Below are 16809 nucleotides of genomic sequence, written 5' to 3' on the forward strand. Positions count from 1 at the left end.
TTACTGACGGGCTATTTTAAGGGATAAACAGCGCAAATTTTATGATGCAGGAGAGGCCAATGAGCCAACTCGAATTGGAAACGTGCAACCTGACGTTGGTGCGTTACCCTCAGGTCGCTGAAAATTCGGCGCTACAGGCGTGGGATGCCGCAGATGAATACCTGCTGCGTGAGCTGGCCACGATGGAAATCGCGCCGGGCCCGCGTCTGATTTTCAATGATACGTTTGGTGCGCTGGCCTGCGGCTTGCAGGCGCAGTCGCCGGTCAGTATCAGCGACTCTTACCTGAGCCAACTGGCAACGCGGCACAATCTGGAACTGAACGGTTATGATGCCGATGCGGTAACGCTGTTGGATAGCATGGCGGATCTACCCGATGCGCCCGCGCTGGTGGTGATAAGGATCCCCAAAACGATCGCGCTGCTGGAGCACCAGTTGAGAATGTTGCGTAAGGTCGTCACGCCGCAAACACGCATCATTGCCGGAGCGAAGGCTCGGGATATTCACACCTCTACATTGCAACTGTTTGAACGCGTGATGGGGCCGACGAAAACCTCGCTGGCCTGGAAAAAGGCGCGTCTGGTTCACTGTGAGTGGGCGGAGTTAAAAGTCAGTGAGCAGTCACTCACTACCGAATGGGAACTGGATGGTTACGGCTATCGTATTCAAAACCAGGCTAACGTGTATTCGCGTAATGGGCTGGATATCGGCGCACGTTTCTTTATGCAGCATTTGCCGGAACAGATCGACGGTAAGATCATCGATCTCGGTTGTGGCAACGGCGTCATTGGGCTGGCAGCGCTGAAAGCTAACCCGGAGGCCACCGTCGGCTTCTTTGATGAATCCTACATGGCGGTAGCCTCAAGCCAGATGAACGTTGAGGTTAACTGCCCGCAGGATGTTGAGCGCTGTAGCTTTGTGGTGAACCACGGATTGGCTCGCGTTAAGCGTGATACGTTGCAGGCGGTCTTGTGTAATCCGCCATTCCACCAGCAACAGGCCGTGACGGATGAAATCGCCTGGCAGATGTTTATGGATGCCCGTCGCTGCCTTCAGGTTGGCGGAGAACTGCGCATTGTGGGGAATCGCCATCTGGATTATTTCCACAAGCTGAAGCGTCTGTTCGGCAACTGTGAAACCGTCGCCAGCAACACGAAGTTCGTCATACTGCGTGCGGTGAAAACGGGGTCGTCCCGCTAACCCCCTCGCCTAAATTATAGCGTTAACGCCAGCCGGGTAGCCTGATCAATCGCCCGGCGTGCGTCTAATTCTTGTGCCACATCGGCACCGCCAATCAGGTGAACGTGACATCCGGCCGCCAATAAGGGGTCGTACAGTTTGCGGTTGGGTTCCTGACCGGCGCAGATAATGATGTTATCCACTGGCAGACAGCGCATTTGCTGGTCGTGGATAATGTGCAGCCCCTCATCATCAATATGGTGATATTCCACGCCGCCCAGCAGCGTGACGCCGTGGCGCAGCAGTGTGGTGCGGTGTATCCAACCCGTCGTTTTCCCTAAATTTTCACCGGGCTTGCCGGTCTTCCGCTGTAATAACGTAATGTCTCGCTGGTGGGGAAGCCCACCCGGCTGATGAGGCAGCAGGCCACCTCGGTGCTGCAACTGCGTATCAATGCCCCATTCCGCATAAAAGTTAGCGTTTCCCGCTTGAGAAGGCTGGGGATTAAGACGATGGTTCTTGCTAAGAAGACTATTATCGTTAAGAAGATAGTGCGCGGTATCAAAACCGATGCCGCCAGCGCCGATAATGGCGACCCGCTTGCCGACGGGTTTTTTGTCGCGTAGCACGTCCAGATAGCTCAGCACGCTAGGGTGATCGATACCTGCAATCGCGGGAATACGCGGCACGATGCCACAGGCCAGAATCACGTCATCAAAACTGAGTAAATCGGTGGGGGTCGCCTGCGTGCTCAGGCGAAGCGTGACGCCGAGCAGTTCGAGCTGTCGACGGTAGTAGCGTAACGTTTCATAAAATTCGGCTTTGCCGGGGATCTGTTTGGCAATATTGAACTGTCCGCCTATATAGGAAGAAGATTCAAACAGCGTAACCTGATGGCCACGTGCGGCAGCGTTGACGGCAAAGGCCATGCCAGCAGGCCCAGCGCCGACCACCGCAAAGCGTTTACCGACCCTGGCGGGCTGGATAGGCAGCTCGGTTTCGTGACAGGCACGTGGGTTGACCAGACAGGATGTGACCTTTCCGGCAAAAATCTGATCGAGGCAGGCCTGATTGCAGCCGATGCAGGTATTGATTTCATCGCTGCGCCCCGACTGCGCTTTTGCCACCAGATCGGCATCGGCGAGAAAAGGGCGGGCCATCGACACCATGTCGGCACAGCCTTCGGCCAGCAGTTGTTCTGCCACGCCGGGATCGTTGATGCGGTTGGTGGTAATCAGTGGGATGCGGACTTTCCCCATCAGCTTCTGCGTGACCCAGCCGAATGCGCCGCGCGGCACCAGCGTGGCGATAGTTGGAATACGTGCTTCATGCCAGCCGATGCCGGTATTTATGAGGGTAGCGCCAGCCTGCTCAACTGCCTGCGCCAACTGCACAATTTCTTGCCAGCTTGAGCCTTCTTCTATCAGGTCAAGCATGGATAAACGGTAAATCAGGATGAAGTCCGGCCCCGTTCGTTCCCGCACGGCGCGAACAATCTCAAGCGCAAAGCGGCTGCGGCGTTGAAAATCACCGCCCCATTCGTCATCGCGATGGTTGGTGTGTGTGACCAGGAACTGATTAATCAGGTAGCCTTCCGACCCCATAATTTCCACACCATCGTAGCCCGCCTGCTTCGCCAGCGCCGCGCAACGGGCAAAATCATCGATGGTTTGCACAATATCCTGCGTACTCATTTCCCGTGGTGCAAAGCGGTTAATCGGTGCCTGAATCGCCGATGGCGCGACCAGATCGGGCTGATAGCTGTAGCGTCCGGCGTGGAGAATTTGCAGCGCAATTTTCCCGCCCGCTTCATGTACGGCCTGCGTCAACACCTGATGATGTGCGAGCTGCGCCTCGTCATGCAGGGTCGCACCGCCTTTGGCAACAGCACCTTTGGCGTTTGGCGCGATACCGCCTGTAACAATCAGGCCAACGCCGCCCTGCGCCCGTTCGCGGTAAAATGCCGCCAGCCTTTCGGTGCCGTCCGGGTGTTCTTCCAGACCGGTATGCATGGATCCCATCACCACGCGGTTCTTTAACGTCGTGAAACCAAGATCGAGCGGGGAAAGCAGCGTGGGGTAGGCAGTCATTGCACTCTCCGGTGAAGTTAACTGGTCTGATGAGTCATGGTGTTCAATCTAGCTGTAATTGAGAGAGTTGTGAAATTTATGTTTATTTATTGTGATTGATGTCATTGCGAATCGTAGGGGGAAGCGCGTGCAGGCAAGGGATCGTGTGCCGGAGTGTTTGTTGTCGGGGGCGTGTGACATTATAATCCGCGGGTTTATCGGGCAAAGGTACTGTTATGCGGGTGGAAGAGTTGGAATATCGTCTGGATAGCGCACTCCGTGCGTTAGAGCAAAGCGTTCAGCGTCAGCAGCAGACGTGGCGGCAGGAACATCAGTCCCTCCAGCAGCAGTTGCTTCAGGCGAAAGAGCGTGATGCTTACCTTTGTACGCAGATTGAACGGCTCTCTGCGCAGTTGAGTGCGATGGACAGTTCGCCGGAGCGAAATCCGCTGCTTCAGAAAATGAAGGTCATTCATGCCCACCTTGATGCACTGGCACAAGAAGCCAGCGCGTTTAGACGTTCACTGCGGTAACCGCTCCGCTGGTATTTTTTAGCCATATCGTGCCGCCGTGTTAATACGATATGTCGTACACCCTATTTCGTTAACGTAATACTTCCGCTTCCTTACACAATTCCTCCTCATTCTCCATAATTGCCGCAAATGTGGAGCCGACGCTTGCAGATATTTACCCTTGCTCTAATTAACTGAAGGTGTCGAGCCTATACTTTCTCTCGTAGCGCGGCAGCCGCCGTCGATAAGTCAATTCAGAGAGAGGAATGAAATATGCGTAAACTCACTGCAATGCTGGTTGCTTCTTCTTTGGCATTGGGCGCGGCAGGTATCGCGCATGCTAATGAAGCGCCGAAAGGTCCTGGCCCGGAACACAAGATGATGATGAAAGAGGGTCGGGAGCATCGTGGCATGATGGGGCCGGATGCGATGTTTAAGGAGCTGAATTTGACGGAAGCGCAGAAGCAGCAAATTAAAGACATCATGAAAGAGTCCCGCGAGAAAATGCACAAAGCGATGCAAGACGATCGTCGTGACATGCATAACCTGGTTGCATCAGATACCTTTGATGCTGCAAAAGCACAGGCACAGCTGGATAAAGCCGACGCGGCACACAAGGCCAGAATGCTTAACGGACTGGAAACCAAGAACAAGATTTACAACGTTCTGACGCCAGAACAGAAGAAACAGTACAACGACAGCTTTGAAAAACGCCTGACTCAACCGCCAAAAGCTGACGGCAAGCCTGTTCCTGCGGAATAACGTGTTATTTCATGAATCCGTGCGATATCTGAAATAGCTAAGCAGTAAGACCATCGGATTGACGTATTACCTCATCGGTAATGCTTCGATCCGGTGGTTTTTTTATTTATTTTTCCCTTTACCATCGTGCCGTGAGTCGGGAAATGATTAATGCTATCCTCTCGCGGAGAAAACAGGCGGGGCCATCGGACATTGGACAGCGGGCGGTAAAGGACAGATGAATAACGATTTGACGTTAAAAACCATAAAATTCATGCCGTTTCTGTTCTTGACCACCCTCATCGTGAGCTGTCTGGGATTTCGGTTCCGGGTGTTGGATGAGCTGTCGCTGTTTTGGCCCGCCAATATTCTGGTTTTTTGCCTCATGATTAGTTTCAGAGCCAGAAAAGGGACGATCAACGGTAAAACTCTGTCTATCTGTACCGGTTTTTTGGTGAGTTATGCGGCGATGCTGTCGGCAGCGCTACTGATGGACAATAACTCTCCGTTAAAAACCAAGGTGTTGCTATGTTTGTGCAATATGGTCTTTGTGGTGACGGCCTGGTGCGCCTTTTGCCTGATGTGTCGGCTTAGCGGGAAATGGTCGACATTTGAAAAATTCAGCAAATATTACGTTTATATTATTTTCGCAGCGACGTTTGTCGGCGCGTTCTCATCCGGCGTGGCGTATGGGTTTTATGCGTATGTTTACGATACAGGGAACCGCTATGACGAGTTTATGGACTGGTTCAGTGAGCAATTGGGAACCGGTATTATCCTCGCGTTTTTTTTCCTGAAAAGTAAGGATATCCTGCGAGCGCTGCGGAATATTCCGCTCTGCCCGAAGCGCATCGGAGAGAATATCTTCCCCTTTCTGGTCTTTATTATTTTCTTATTGGTGAGCTTATTTTTTCTGGATGCCAGCCTGATTACGCTGTCTGTTATTCCGCTCACGCTGTGTGCATTCAATTACTCTTTCCCGATCATGTCGCTGCTCTGTGCGATTACGGGCGTAATACTGAATTATCTCTATATTAATCAGGTCGGTATACTCATCAATTCAAATTCTGAAGCGTACATTAACTCGTTTCTGACCACGGCGCGGCTGAATATTGCGATGCTCATTATGGCGATGTTAAGCGTCTCTCATTTTGTCTCGATGAACCGACGGCTGATTAAAATTATCGAAAGTAACAGCCTGAAAGATGCGCTCACGAATACTTTCAACCGTCGGGCGTTTCTCAGTATGTTGAACGGGAGGCAGAGCGCGCTGGCGTATAAGAAAAAGCGCCCGTTAACGCTGCTATTTCTGGATATCGATTATTTTAAACAGGTTAACGATACCTACGGCCATGCCTGCGGCGATGAATTAATTGCCAGCTTTGCCCGTATGCTGAGCACCGCCATTCGGCCGAGCGACATTCTTTGCCGCTGGGGTGGGGAAGAGTTCGTTATTGTGGCGTATGACCTGACGGCTGAGCAATCCGAAGCGATGGCCGAAGCGCTGCGGCATCTTACGGAATCCACGGCGTTGATGTTGTCCGATGGGCGGGAAATCCATTTTACGACCAGCATTGGTGTTGCCATGTTTGCCCAGTATGGGGGGGGCAATATTTACGATGCTATCGGGCTGGCGGACGAGCAGTTGTACAAAGCGAAAGCGCAGGGGCGTAATCGTGTTTGTCTGCGTCTGGTCGAGGAAGCCTGAATCTTCCCTTGACCTTCCCCTTACTGGAACGTCTACCCTCAAAAAGTCCTGTGACTGATTGAGAGGTTGTGATGAAGAAAGTCCATTTGTTATTAGCGGCGACCTTGCTGGTTCCGGTTCTCTCGTTTGCCGCCGACAGCGCGCATAGCGGCCATGGTTCAGCGAAAGAGGCGTCGTCCTCCCAACAGGCGTATATGCAAGGGATGGATGCGATGCATACCGAGATGATGGAAGGGTTGCAATCCAGCGACCCTGATATTGCCTTTGCCAAAGGGATGATTGCGCATCACCGCGGTGCGATTGATATGGCGAAGACGGAATTGCAATACGGTAAAGACCCGGAATTGCGGAAGCTGGCGGAAGAGATTATTAAAGCTCAGCAGCCGGAGATCGACCAGATGGAAGCCTGGCTGAAGAAGCAGGGCAAGCAGTAAATGTGCCGATGGCGCCTCTCTTGAGAAGCGCCATCCCGTTTTTACGCTGCCGTAGGTAGGGCGACTTCGCCAGATTGGTAAAAATTTAGTGACTGTTTTCACAGAATAAAACGTAGAGATAGCTTTCTCCGCGTGAACTTGTTAGAAAACAGGAAAGGACGTCACCAGAAGTTTCTGGGCGAGACCTGGATAAAGCAGCGTATACAGCACGCTGTTTTATCCAGGTTTTTTTTTGCTTATTTTCCAGCTGGCCAGCGGACAACAAGCGGGATGACGTGTATTAGGCAGTTGCAGCCATTGACGAAACGGGAAGTCATTATGAATAGCAAAGTGCTCGCTGAAAATATTCTGAGGTTGGTCGGAGGGGAGACAAACGTTTCTACTCTGGTGCATTGTGCAACACGCTTGCGCTTTAAGATTGTTGATCACGGTAAGGTGGATGTGGCTGCGCTTGAGGCGCTGGAAGGCGTCATTACGGTTATCAACGCATCAGGGCAATTGCAGGTGGTGATCGGGAACCGGGTGCCGGAGGTTTATCGCGCTTTTGGTTCGATCTCCAAACTGCTGGAAGACGGCGACGGAAAACGCCAGACGACTGAAAGCGAGCAATCGACCTCTGCCATGGGACGATTGATCGATCTGGTCGCCGGGATCTTTACCCCATTGCTGGGGGCGATGGCGGCGGCGGGGGTGCTGAAAGGGGCGCTGGCTATCGTCCTGGCGCTCGGGTGGCTGAATACCAAAGAAAGTACTTATGTCATCTTGCATGCGGCATCCGACAGCCTGTTCTATTTTTTGCCGATGCTGTTGGCGATTACCGCTGCGCGTAAATTCGAAACCAATATTTTTGTGGCGGTGTCGATTGCCGGTGCGCTGGTTTACCCGACGATTCAGGGGTTATTTGATGCCGGTCAGCCCGTGACGTTCTTCGGCCTGCCTGTGGTGATGATGAAATACACCGCCTCGGTGATTCCGATTATCTTCAGCGTGTGGCTGATGTCGTATATCGAGCGTTTCCTGAATCGCCATATTCACGAAAGTGTGCGCAATATCCTGACGCCGTTCTTCCTGCTGGTGCTGATGGTGCCGCTAACGCTGATGACCATCGGGCCGATTGGTATCTCAGCCAGTAAGCTCATTGCGTCGGTATTCGTCAGTATCTATGAATTCAACCCGATTATTGCGGGCGCGCTGATGGCGGCGTCATGGCAGGTCTTAGTGATATTTGGCGTCCACTGGGGCTTTGTGACCGTGTTCATCAACGATCTCTCCGTCATGGGGCACAGCTACCTTAAAGCTGCCTCCAGCCCGTCGGTCTTTGCCCAGTCTGGCGCGCTGCTAGGCGTGATGGTGCGCACCAAAGATAAAAAGCTCAAAGCGTTGGCAGGCAGTACCTTTATCGCGTCGCTGTTTGGTATCACGGAACCCGGTGTTTATGGGGTTACGCTGAAGCTGAAGAAACCGTTTATTTGCGCGGTGATCGCTGCTGCCATCGGGGGCGCTATCGTCGGCTATGCGAAAAGCTCGGCGGTTTCTATGGGGATGCCTGGGTTACTGACGTTGCCGATTTTCTACGGCGAAGGCTTTGTCGGGTTCCTCATCGGCTGTGCGATTGCTTTCGTGGCAAGTTTTGTTCTGACGGTTATCGTTGGCTTTGATGAGCCGACGCAGCCTGTTGAGAACGCGCCAGCGCCCACGCGCTCACCTTCTACCTCGACACCTGCTGCACCAGTATCACACCAGAACGCTAATGCTGTGCCACCTGCCCAGCCGCTAAAAGACGCGCCGGCGACGGCTGAACAGCTGGGAGCGCCGGTAAAAGGCGAACTGATCTTGCTGGAAGACGTGGACGATAAGGTGTTCTCATCCGGCGTTGTGGGGCAAGGCGTTGCCATTCTGCCGGAGGAAGGTCGCATCTATTCACCGGTGGACGGCGTTATTGCCAGCACGTTCACCAGCGGCCATGCCGTCGGTATTCTTTCGCAGAACGGTGCGGAGATTCTGATTCATGTCGGTATCAATACGGTGCAGCTGGAAGGTCAGCACTATCAGATGCACGTTGCAGAAGGTGACAAGGTGAAAAAAGGCCAACTGCTGTTGGAGTTCGATCTGGAAGCGATCAAGAGTGCCGGCTACGACACGGTGACGCCGGTGGTGGTAACGAATGCGGATGAATACCACATCTTTAGTCCGGGCACCACACGTCAGTTGATGGTAGGGGATACGATTATCGCGCTGGCGTAATACACGTAATCAGACGGCGCTGTGTGAACACGCCGTCTGATTTTCTCTATCATCTTATGTTCTATAGCGTTACAGCGATTTTCCGTTGCTGTTAATCACATCCTGATACCAGTAGAAGCTGTCTTTGCGCCGACGCTCCAGTGTGCCTTTACCGTCATCATCGCGATCCACATGAATAAAGCCGTAGCGTTTTGACATCTGTGCCGTTCCCGCGCTGACCAGATCGATCGGCCCCCAACTGGTGTAGCCCAGCAGCTCGACGCCATCGTCGATAGCTTCACGCACCTGAATGAGATGGCGACGCAGGTAATCAATACGGTAGCTGTCGTGAATGCTGCCATCTTCTTCCACCACATCGCGTGCGCCTAACCCGTTTTCCACGATGAACAGCGGTTTCTGATAGCGGTCATACAGTTCGTTCAGCAGGAAGCGCAGGCCTTCGGGGTCAATCTGCCAGCCCCATTCGGAGGCCTCAAGGTGCGGGTTAGGAATCAGGCGGATGATATTGCCGCGTGAGGACTGATATTTCTCTGGCTCGAAGGTCGCGCAGCCGCTCATGTAATAGCTGAAGGAGACAAAGTCTACGGTGTGGCTCAGATCGTCTTTGTCCTGCGCGGTAATGGTGAGTTCGACGCCATTTTCCCGGAAATAGCGCTGGATCCAGGCCGGATAGGTGCCGCGTACCTGCACATCACCGAAGAACAGCCATTCACGGTTCTTGTTCTGTGCTTCCAGCACATCTTTCGGATGGCAGGTCATGGGGTAGCGTACCGCGCCCAATAGCATGTTGCCGATTTTTGCATCCGGGATAAGGTCATGACAGGCTTTCACCGCGCGTGCGCTGGCAACCAGCTGGTGGTGAATAGCCTGATAAATTTCCTGCTTCGAGGGTTCTCCGTCCAGCCCGATGCCCGTAAAGGGCGAATGCAGCGCCATGTTGATTTCATTGAAGGTCAGCCAGTATTTCACCTTGTCTTTGTAGCGGCTGAAAACGGTACGGGCATACTTCTCAAAATGGTCGATGACGGCACGGTTGCCCCAGCCCCCCAGTTTTTTCACCATACCGTAAGGCATTTCATAATGCGACAGCGTAATTAGCGGCTGAATCTGGTGCTTTGCCATTTCATCGAACAGACGATCGTAGAAGGCCAAACCGGCTTCGCAGGGCTCTGCTTCATCCCCTTCGGGGTAAATGCGCGTCCAGGCGATTGAAGTGCGCAACACCTTGAACCCCATTTCGGCAAACAGCTGAATATCCTGCGGGTATTGATGATAAAAATCGATGGCCCGATCTTTGATGCAGCTAATGCTCTCATCGCGTTCCGTCACTGGACCATGTACGCCCTTTAGCTGAAGATCGGAGGTGGATACGCCTTTACCGTCTTCATTCCATGCGCCTTCAACCTGGTTTGCTGCAACTGAACCGCCCCATAAAAATCCGTCGGGGAATGCTTTCATGGTATTTCTCCTCATCGTTTTCTACATCATTACGCTGCGCCGACCTGTGGCTCCGCGCTGGGAACCGCCGAATGACAGGCAAAAAAAAACTTGGGCAGAAGAGAGTATTACTACTCACCTCTGCCCAAGTCTCGCCCGCCATTGGCGGTAACGTCTTATCAGGACACTATACAATCCTGAATTTCTGCGGCAATGCCCCCGTCTGGTTATGTGACTCCGGTCACGACATCTCTGCTGGCATCACGGTGGCACAGAGAGGAATACCTTGCTGGAGAAGAGTGGGTATGCTCTGGTGCTATCGTTATGTATAAAAAAACATAACGAATGTGAGACAATGCGGCCGATGCCTGACGTCATATAAGGAGAAAAATACCGTGCATCTGTATATGTTTTACCTGGGAGGGAACGCGGGAAAGTCCAATATCGAAGTTCACGATATCCAGTTTGTGGCGGCTGAGAAGCCAGAGGATGCGTGGCCCGCGCTTCGGGAAGCGTGGTTTGGCGACCCTGATAAAGTGCATATTGATGGATATGCGCGCGTGACATGGGCTGATGGTTATACCGTTACCCTTTCGGATACGCGACCCGCGGATGACAATCGGCTCTTTTTTGTCAATGCCGGCGCTTACCATCCGTCAACGCTGGCGGAGCTGCATGCGTTCGATTTATTTGTAGCGAAGAGCGCGCAAGAAGCAAAATCGAAAGGATTGGCATCACTCCTCAATGGTGCGCTGCATCAGCATAAAGACAACCTTAAAGATGTTGACGACTGCCTGTTGCTTGAAAAAATCGGCGGTCTGTATATCCATCTGACACCTTGTGCATCCGGCACCCCCTTCACACCGGAATGGCAGGGCTACCAGCCGATCGGTCGCTGATTTATCCTGCTCCCCCGCAGTAAGCCGGTAAACCATGTTCATGGCGTACCGGTTCTTCTTCACCGCCGAGCCATCGCCTGACGGCGGATGAACCAGAAATGCACGGCTGCCCTCTTAACCTGCACCACCGTGATGCAGGCGGCCGCATGGATCTCGATCATTTTCCGCTCCCCCTCGCTATATCTGGTGATACACAGCGGTGGCATGCAATTTGCTTCTTAAGCTCATAGCAATTCCGCAGGCTTACCTCAACGGTGAGTGAAGTCTCGGTCAGGACAACGGCGTCCACATCATCATGCTTTTCGCATTACGGCGAGAGCAGGGGGATGTGGACGTTTTTTTATGTCTGGATTCGCCCGTTGCAGCACTGCTTTCGCGGGGCTGTGACACGGCGATCCGATGGGAGCCCATCATGAATGCCAAATCCTCAACGTGTGTGAAGAGCGTCTGTCCCTACTGTGGGGTCGGTTGCGGTGTGGTGATGGAGGTAAAAGACAATCGCGTGATCAAGGTATCAGGCGATAAGACGCACCCCACCAACTTCGGGCGACTGTGCACAAAGGGAAATACGAGTGGTCAGGCGCTTGCCGAATCAGGGCGGCTGGAACATGCCTACCTGCGGATGGATCGTCAGCACGAATCCGTCAGGGTTGATGTGAATAAGGCGATCAAGGAAACCGCACGACGGTTACGGACGATCATTGATACCCACGGCCCTGACGCCGTGTCGCTTTATGTCTCCGGTCAGATGTCGCTGGAGTCTCAATATCTGGCCAATAAGCTTGCCAAGGGCTTTATCGGTACCAATAACATTGAGTCAAACTCACGCCTTTGTATGGCGAGTGCGGGGAGCGGCTACAAGCTCTCTCTGGGAGCGGATGGGCCGCCGGGTTCCTATCAGGACTTTGAACATGCCGATGTCTTTTTTGTCATCGGCGCGAACATGGCCGACTGCCACCCGATCCTTTTCCTGCGGATGATGGATCGCGTTAAAGCAGGGGCTAAGCTCATCGTGGTTGACCCACGCCGCAATGCCACGGCAGACAAAGCGAACCTGTTCCTGCACATCAAGCCCGGCACGGATTTAGCCTTGCTCAATGGCCTGCTCTATCTGCTTGTTCAGAACGGGCACACCGATCCTGCGTTTATCGCCGAGTTCACCGAAGGGTGGGAAGCGATGCCCGCGTTCCTGGACGACTATCGCCCGGATACGGTGGCGGAGATAACCGGGTTGCCAGAAGCCGACATCCGCAAGGCGGCGGAATGGATTGGCAGCGCGTCGGCGTGGATGAGTTGCTGGACGATGGGGCTTAACCAAAGCACGCATGGCACCTGGAATACCAATGCGATCTGCAACCTGCATTTAGCCACGGGGGCAATTTGCCGCCTCGGCAGCGGCCCGTTTTCTCTGACGGGACAGCCCAATGCGATGGGCGGACGCGAAATGGGCTACATGGGGATGGGGTTACCGGGGCAGCGCTCGGTATTGGTAGAAAAGGATCGCGCTGCTATTGAAACCCTCTGGAACGTCCCTGCTGGTACCTTACGCACGGATCTCGGCGGCGGCACCGTCGCCATGTTTGAAGACATGATGGCGGGCAAGATCAAAGCGTGCTGGATCATCTGTACGAATCCGGTGGCTACGGTTCCCAACCGCAAGAATGTGATCGCGGGGCTGCAAGCGGCTGAGCTAGTCATCACACAAGATGCGTTTCTCGATACCGAGACCAACCGCTATGCCGATATCCTGCTGCCCGGCGCACTGTGGGCTGAGGCTGAAGGCGTGATGATTAACTCCGAGCGAAATTTGACGCTGATGCAAAAGGCCGTTGAACCGCCCGGTGAGGCGATGGCAGATTGGCAAATCATCGCCAGCGTCGCCTGCGAGATGGGCTATGAGCAAGGGTTTAGCTACGGTTCGGCATCCGAGGTGTTTCAAGAAATCAAACAGTTCTGGAACCCGAAGACGGGATACGACATTCGTGGCGCCAGCTATGAACGCTTACGGAAGTCTCCTTTGCAGTGGCCTTGTCCCCCTGATGATAACCAAGACCGTCACCCCATTCGCTACCTCAATGACGGCGTGAGCCAGACGCGTAAAGACCTGCCGGACGGCACGCGGCCGCGGCTTGTTTTTGCGACTGAAAGCGGTAAAGGAATATTCCTCCCCCGACCGCATATGTCGCCCGCCGAAATGCCGGATGATGACTTTCAGTTTGTGCTGAATACCGGCCGCTTGCAGCACCAGTGGCACACGATGACGAAAACCGGAAAAATTCCGACGCTCAACAAGCTCAATCCAGGGCCTTTTATCGAAGTGCATCCCGAAGATGCCAGTGCACTTGGCATTCAGGATAAGGATCGGGTGGAAGTCCGCTCACGCCGGGGGCGTGCGGTGCTCCCTGCCGTTGTCACCGATCGCGTGCGTCCCGGAAACTGTTTTGCGCCTTTCCACTGGAATGATGTCTTTGGTGACGATTTGGCGATTAACGCGGTCACCAGCGATGCCATTGATCCTATTTCCCAGCAGCCTGAATTCAAGTTTTGCGCCGTAGCACTGGCTCGGATCGCTGAACCATCAGCGCGTATTTCCCCGACGCGGGAGAGCGATGCGGCCCCTGTGTTGGTATCAGACCCGGCCGAGGCGGGTACGCCGAACAACGACATCAAGGAGCTCGACATGAAACACATTGATGCGCTGGCCACGCTACTTGGCCTGGATGCTCCTCCGGCGCTGACGCTGAGCGCGCACGAACAGCATTATCTGCAAGGGTATATCGCCGCGTTGCGTACCGATGCATCACGGCTGGCTGGTGGCGTACCTGTGTTGCCTGCCACGGCGCCATTGGAACCCTCCAGACGTCTGATGCTCGACGGCATGCTGGCAGGGCTTTTTGCTCGTACCTGGGTGCCTGATGGCGGTGGAGCTTCTCTGCCTGCGATGTCTCCTGCCGCGTCTGCGGCTACTGCATCATCACCATCGCCCATTTGGGTTTTATGGGCATCGTCGACCGGCAATGCTGAGAGTTTTGCGGCACTGTGCGCTGAACGCCTGAAAGCCGAGGGGCATACTGTGACGCTGTCTGAGATGGACAGTGTCAAGATTGCCGATTTGCCTGCAACGTCGCGAGTACTCTTTATCGCCAGCACCTTTGGCGACGGCGACCCTCCCGACAATGGCATGAATTTCTGGGCGGCATTGCAGGCGGAGGCGGCGCCCAGTCTGACGGAAATGGCGTTTGCTGTGCTGGCATTGGGTGATTCAAACTACGATCAGTTTTGCGGTTTTGGCCGTCGGCTTGATGCACGGCTGGAGGCACTGGGCGCGAAGCGTCTGTCTGCGCGAATCGACTGCGAACCTGACTATCAGGAGGCAGCGAAAATTTGGCTGGACAGCATGGTCAACGCGCTTGCAGGAGCACATGCGCCAGCGGCGAATCGGGCGGTTACCGCTGTAGCGGCAACAGTCGCTGACGAGGATGACGCGGACGCGCCAGCGCTTACGGCGGCACCCGCTCCCATTTTCAGCAGGAATGCGCCTTTGCCGGCTCGTCTTGTCCTCAACCAGCGGCTTAATGCGCCGGGAGCGGAAAAAGAAACCCGGCAATTCGCCTTTGATATTTCAGACAGCAATGTGAGCTACGAAGCGGGTGATGCGCTCGGCATCTGGCCGACGAACAGCCCTGAGCTGGTGAGCGAGATGCTCTCAGCACTCAAGCTTTCGCCTGCTACCGTGGTGACCGTCAAGGATAAAGGCGACATGACGCTGTCTGAGGCGTTATCCCAGCATGTCGAGATTGCCCGTATCACGCCGGAGTTTTTGCAGTTTGTGAGTCAACGCTCGGGTCATGAGGCACTGGCCGACCTGCTGAAAGAGGAACGTAAGGAAGAACTCAAACAGTGGCTGTGGGGACGGCAGATTATCGATGTGCTGCAGGCGTTTCCGATTCAGGTTCAGGCTGACGAATTGCTAACCGTGCTCAAGCGCATTCAGCCGCGCTTATACTCGATTTCGTCCAGCCCAAAAGTCACCCCGCATCAGATCCACCTGACCGTCTCGACGGTGCGCTATGAGCTTGAGGGTAAGCCGCGTGGCGGCGTGTGTTCAACCTTTCTGGCTGACCGCGCGGCAGAGTCGGTTGCGGTGCCTATCTTCATTCAAAAGTCAGCCCATTTTCGTACCCCGAAACACCCTGATACGCCAATCATCATGGTGGGGGCTGGCACGGGTATCGCACCTTTCCGGGCTTTTTTGCAAGAGCGCCGTGCGACAGGGGCACAAGGTAAAAACTGGCTGTTCTTCGGCGAACAGCGTGCCGAGACGGATTTCTACTATCGTGAGGAGTTGGAAATGTTACGGCGTGATGGTTATCTGCATCGGTTGGATACGGCTTTTTCGCGTGACCAACGTGAGAAAATTTATGTTCAGCACCGCATGTGTGAGCAGGGGGCTGAGCTATGGCGCTGGCTGGAGGAGGGGGCGCATTTCTACGTGTGTGGCGACGCCAGCCGCATGGCGAAAGATGTGGACTCGGCGCTCCGGCAGGTTGCGCAGCTGCATGGGGGCATGACCAGTGAGGACGCGGCAGCCTATATTGCCAAAATGGCGCAGGACAAACGCTATGTCCGCGATGTGTACTGATATAGACCTGGCTGCGTTAATGCGTGAACTGTGGATGTTCTAGTGATGCGGCGTTAGGGGTGCCCTAACGCCGTGGCTTCATGATGTTATTTGGCTTTCGCTTGCAGCGCGCTGACGACAGCTTCGCCCAGCGTTTTGGCGGATGCCGGGTTCTGACCGGTGATCAGTCGCCCGTCAACGACGACTCTATTTTCAAAGATTGGGGCCTCTTCGAATGTTGCGCCATCCTTTTTCAGCGCGGCTTCAAGTTCAAACGGGACAATCTTGTCGTAATGACGGAACGCTTCTTCTTCGGCGGTAAAGCCGGTGAGGTGACGGCCCTTAATCAACAGTTCACCATTGCTGAGTTTCACATTCAGCAAGCCTGCCGGACCGTGGCAAACGGCACTGATGATGTCGTTTTTCTCGTACATGGTACGCACGATGTTGATCAATTCAGGATTGTTGACGAAATCCCACATTGGCCCATGTCCGCCAACCAGCAGGATCGCGCTATATTTCGCAGGATCAACCTTTGCCAGTGGGATGGAATTAGCCAGTTTGTTGCGGTGTTCCGGGTTAGTCCAGAAATCCAGACTCGCCCGATCTTTGAGATCGAATCCGTCAAACGGAGGCATCCCACCTTTGGGACTGGCGATATCGTAAGACAGGCCGACTTTGTCGAACACGTCGACCGGATGGGTCAATTCAGGAAGCCAGAAGCCGCCAACGAGATCGGGGGTTTTTTTATCGAGACTGGAGACGACGATTAAGACCTTCTCTTCTTTCAGATTAGCCTGGGCGAAAACGGGGGAAGCTGCGGCAAACACAGCCATCGCGGCGATAAGACCAGCACAGCGCTTGATGATTGACATAAAAAACTCCTTTCAGCAGGTGGTTATGGTCGCCACTATATCCATGATAACGGGTTGAAAATAGACGGTAAAAAGGGAATGTATTGTTTAA

11 protein-coding genes are annotated in these 16809 nt (G+C 54.0%); 8 read left to right on the forward strand and 3 right to left on the reverse strand.

The features are described from left to right. Positions 1-59 precede the first annotated feature (59 nt). Positions 60-1199, forward strand: coding sequence for a 23S rRNA (guanine(1835)-N(2))-methyltransferase RlmG (gene rlmG / locus R9X49_RS13510; RefSeq protein WP_319848896.1), 1140 nt, complete (start codon positions 60-62; stop codon positions 1197-1199). 14 nt (positions 1200-1213) lie between these two features. On the opposite strand, the gene R9X49_RS13515 is transcribed toward rlmG, so the two are convergent. Then, positions 1214-3268 (reverse strand): NADPH-dependent 2,4-dienoyl-CoA reductase, encoded by a 2055-nt coding sequence (locus tag R9X49_RS13515; RefSeq protein WP_319848897.1) that lies wholly within the window; start codon positions 3266-3268, stop codon positions 1214-1216. A gap of 215 nt (positions 3269-3483) precedes the next feature. On the opposite strand from R9X49_RS13515, the gene R9X49_RS13520 reads away from it, so the two are divergent. The 5 genes from R9X49_RS13520 (at position 3484) to R9X49_RS13540 (ending at position 8886) form a co-directional block, all read left to right on the forward strand. Beyond that, the gene (locus R9X49_RS13520; protein ID WP_319848899.1) at positions 3484-3780 is read left to right on the forward strand and encodes a hypothetical protein; all 297 of its coding nucleotides are present in this window, start codon (positions 3484-3486) and stop codon (positions 3778-3780) included. Positions 3781-4032: 252 nt separating this feature from the next. Then, positions 4033-4521: an ATP-independent periplasmic protein-refolding chaperone Spy gene (spy, locus tag R9X49_RS13525; RefSeq protein ID WP_319848900.1), complete on the forward strand. Its 489-nt coding sequence runs from the start codon at positions 4033-4035 to the stop codon at positions 4519-4521. A gap of 217 nt (positions 4522-4738) precedes the next feature. Next, a complete protein-coding gene (locus R9X49_RS13530) occupies positions 4739-6208 on the forward strand; it encodes a GGDEF domain-containing protein (protein WP_319848901.1) in 1470 nt (489 codons plus the stop codon). 71 nt (positions 6209-6279) lie between these two features. After that, positions 6280-6642, forward strand: a complete 363-nt coding sequence (locus R9X49_RS13535) for a DUF305 domain-containing protein (protein ID WP_319848902.1) — start codon at positions 6280-6282, stop codon at positions 6640-6642. 318 nt (positions 6643-6960) lie between these two features. Continuing rightward, on the forward strand, positions 6961-8886 hold the full coding sequence (locus R9X49_RS13540) for a beta-glucoside-specific PTS transporter subunit IIABC (protein WP_319848904.1): 1926 nt from the start codon (positions 6961-6963) through the stop codon (positions 8884-8886). A 69-nt stretch (positions 8887-8955) separates the two neighbouring features. Here the strand turns inward: R9X49_RS13540 and R9X49_RS13545 are convergent, their stop codons facing one another. After that, the gene (locus R9X49_RS13545) at positions 8956-10344 is read right to left on the reverse strand and encodes a 6-phospho-beta-glucosidase (RefSeq protein WP_319848905.1); all 1389 of its coding nucleotides are present in this window, start codon (positions 10342-10344) and stop codon (positions 8956-8958) included. Positions 10345-10718: 374 nt separating this feature from the next. Between R9X49_RS13545 and R9X49_RS13550 the strand changes: the two genes are divergently transcribed. Continuing rightward, positions 10719-11222 (forward strand): DUF1543 domain-containing protein, encoded by a 504-nt coding sequence (locus R9X49_RS13550; protein ID WP_319848906.1) that lies wholly within the window; start codon positions 10719-10721, stop codon positions 11220-11222. 412 nt (positions 11223-11634) lie between these two features. Then, positions 11635-15864, forward strand: coding sequence for a sulfite reductase subunit alpha (locus tag R9X49_RS13555; protein WP_319848907.1), 4230 nt, complete (start codon positions 11635-11637; stop codon positions 15862-15864). Positions 15865-15950: 86 nt separating this feature from the next. Here the strand turns inward: R9X49_RS13555 and R9X49_RS13560 are convergent, their stop codons facing one another. After that, positions 15951-16718, reverse strand: a complete 768-nt coding sequence (locus R9X49_RS13560; RefSeq protein WP_319848908.1) for a type 1 glutamine amidotransferase domain-containing protein — start codon at positions 16716-16718, stop codon at positions 15951-15953. Positions 16719-16809 lie beyond the last annotated feature (91 nt).

Source organism: Pectobacterium carotovorum, assembly GCF_033898505.1.
Classification (GTDB): Bacteria; Pseudomonadota; Gammaproteobacteria; order Enterobacterales; family Enterobacteriaceae; genus Pectobacterium; species Pectobacterium carotovorum_J.

Bases quoted from the DNA above. Each gene is read 5' to 3' on its own strand.
- rlmG (WP_319848896.1), top strand. From the start codon at position 60: ATGAGCCAACTCGAATTGGAAACGTGCAACCTGACGTTGGTGCGTTAC.
- R9X49_RS13515 (WP_319848897.1), bottom strand. From the start codon at position 3,268: ATGACTGCCTACCCCACGCTGCTTTCCCCGCTCGATCTTGGTTTCACG.
- R9X49_RS13520 (WP_319848899.1), top strand. From the start codon at position 3,484: ATGCGGGTGGAAGAGTTGGAATATCGTCTGGATAGCGCACTCCGTGCG.
- spy (WP_319848900.1), top strand. From the start codon at position 4,033: ATGCGTAAACTCACTGCAATGCTGGTTGCTTCTTCTTTGGCATTGGGC.
- R9X49_RS13530 (WP_319848901.1), top strand. From the start codon at position 4,739: ATGAATAACGATTTGACGTTAAAAACCATAAAATTCATGCCGTTTCTG.
- R9X49_RS13535 (WP_319848902.1), top strand. From the start codon at position 6,280: ATGAAGAAAGTCCATTTGTTATTAGCGGCGACCTTGCTGGTTCCGGTT.
- R9X49_RS13540 (WP_319848904.1), top strand. From the start codon at position 6,961: ATGAATAGCAAAGTGCTCGCTGAAAATATTCTGAGGTTGGTCGGAGGG.
- R9X49_RS13545 (WP_319848905.1), bottom strand. From the start codon at position 10,344: ATGAAAGCATTCCCCGACGGATTTTTATGGGGCGGTTCAGTTGCAGCA.
- R9X49_RS13555 (WP_319848907.1), top strand. From the start codon at position 11,635: ATGAATGCCAAATCCTCAACGTGTGTGAAGAGCGTCTGTCCCTACTGT.
- R9X49_RS13560 (WP_319848908.1), bottom strand. From the start codon at position 16,718: ATGTCAATCATCAAGCGCTGTGCTGGTCTTATCGCCGCGATGGCTGTG.